Origin of the sequence: Dactylosporangium sp. NPDC051484, assembly GCF_040689395.1 — a bacterium.
In the GTDB taxonomy this organism is placed as follows: Bacteria; Actinomycetota; Actinomycetes; order Mycobacteriales; family Micromonosporaceae; genus Dactylosporangium.
The window spans coordinates 1-1,808 of record NZ_JBFAZX010000084.1; the positions used below are offsets into that span (position 1 = coordinate 1).

Consider the following 1,808-nt stretch of genomic DNA (forward strand, 5'->3'; position numbering starts at 1 on the left):
ATCCCCGATCAACTACGAAAACAACATCCGAACAGCACCAGCTACGCTAGCGGCAGCCGCATAAACCCCGTGTCCAGGATCAGGGGTCAAGCCCCCCCGGGAGGTGCCCTCGCGACCGCATATCCCAGGCGAGCCGGTGATCACCTCATGACCGGCCGTTCGGAAACCGTCGGTTCGACCTGATCGAAGCTCGACAAAATACTTGCCCGCCAAGGTAGCCCGCGGCCGGCGATGCTGGATTCTTGCTCAATGCTCAGACGGCGGCAACGCGCAGACCCCTTTACTCGGCCGGTTTATGCTTACAGCGACCTGGGAGAACGTGCCTGAGCACGTCGCTGGGGCCTCCGGCTACTGGGGGTCAAGGGGTCGTGGGTTCAAATCCCGCTGTCCCGACAGCTGCAAACGGCCGTTGGTAAGGGAAGTTTTCCCAGGCCAACGGCCTTTTGTTGCCCACATCAAGATCCCTCCGATCTGCGGGGTTACGTATGCCTGGGGACCAGTTGGGGACCATGGGCTGCTAGTTTGCCGCGTGGTGACTTGATCGGCGCCCTGTCTGCGCCTGTCCAATCTCGGGACGTGCGTGACAGACCGGTATCGGGGCCTGGGTGACATTCCGCCATCTGTCGGGAGAGGCGGCGGATAACGTGTCGAGCATGACGGACCTTGAGGGCGTGATCCGAGCCCTGCTGTTCCAGCGCCCCAGGGCGGAGTCCGAGCCTGTCTCCAGATCTGTCGAGCGGCTTGACGATGGGGCCTTCCACGTCGACTACCACGACCCCGACCACGTCTACCTCGTGACCGTTCGCCAGATCCCGCGAATTCGGTTGCCGCTTGAGTGTCCGCTGATCGTAGGCGAGGTCGATGGGGTGCGTGCAGAGCTTGTGCAGGTGAGCCTGGCCAACCACATTGAGGTGACACTCGACGCCGAGCAGGGCCCATCTCGGGAGGCTGCGCTCAACGACTATAAGACCTCGTTCAAGCGGTGGGCGGCGCGAGCCGGGCGTGGGTCGCCGCCGCCGTCGCCTGGGGAGCAGTTCGGGAGGATCACTCTTGCGATTTCCGATGACAGCGGCACGCCCTATCGCCTCGCCTCCGGCGAGTTTGGAGGCACGGAGACGGAATGCTCAGCGTGGTGGGGGTTTCGGCCGACACCGCCCAAGATAGCGCGTCACCTCACGCTTGACTTCACGTCACCTGCCGGAACGTCTGTAAGGGTTAACCTTCCGCTGCCGCCTTTCGACGATTGCTGATTGGGCGCATGACGCTGGAGCGCAAGCCGGGTACATCCGGAGTGCAACCAGTCAGCTTGTTCAATGCATCGACGATCATGCCGGTGCAGCAACCGCTACCGCCGAGGGGCCAGCCTCGCAAGACTGGGCGTTCTACGCTGACGCCGTCCAACATGCGGTCAGCGCGCTGCAAGCCGACCACGGCGTCGCCCCAAATCTGAGACACCACGTGCCCGCGGCCGGAGCTGACAGTCGCGAACTCCGCCAAGCGGCCATCGAATTGGTCCAACGTCTCGCCGACCTCTATGCAACGGCAGCCGCAGATGCGATCGTGCCCGGACACCGGCGGACTACCTGGTCCCGCGTCGCGCACTACCTCGAAGACGCGGCAGCTGAACTCGCGTGAATACAAGCGCCCGCCGCCAGGACCGTGCAACGTCCGGGCCGTCCGGCTGCTCTGCTTGAGCCTGGCGTGCTGCGCCGCCGTCTGCCACACCCAGCTGCGACTCGCCCGGCGTCTCACCCACGATCTTCGCCGTCCTTGGGAACGCCCCACCGACCCGAATCGACTCAGCCCGG

At 64.4% G+C, this 1,808-nt stretch carries 1 protein-coding gene; it reads left to right on the forward strand.

All coding sequences use genetic code 11. The annotated features are described in order from the left end of the window. Nucleotides 1-653 precede the first annotated feature (653 nt). Entirely contained in the window at nucleotides 654-1,250 is a 597-nt protein-coding gene (locus AB0367_RS38705) for a hypothetical protein (RefSeq protein ID WP_366231497.1), read from the forward strand. Nucleotides 1,251-1,808: the final 558 nt, after the last annotated feature.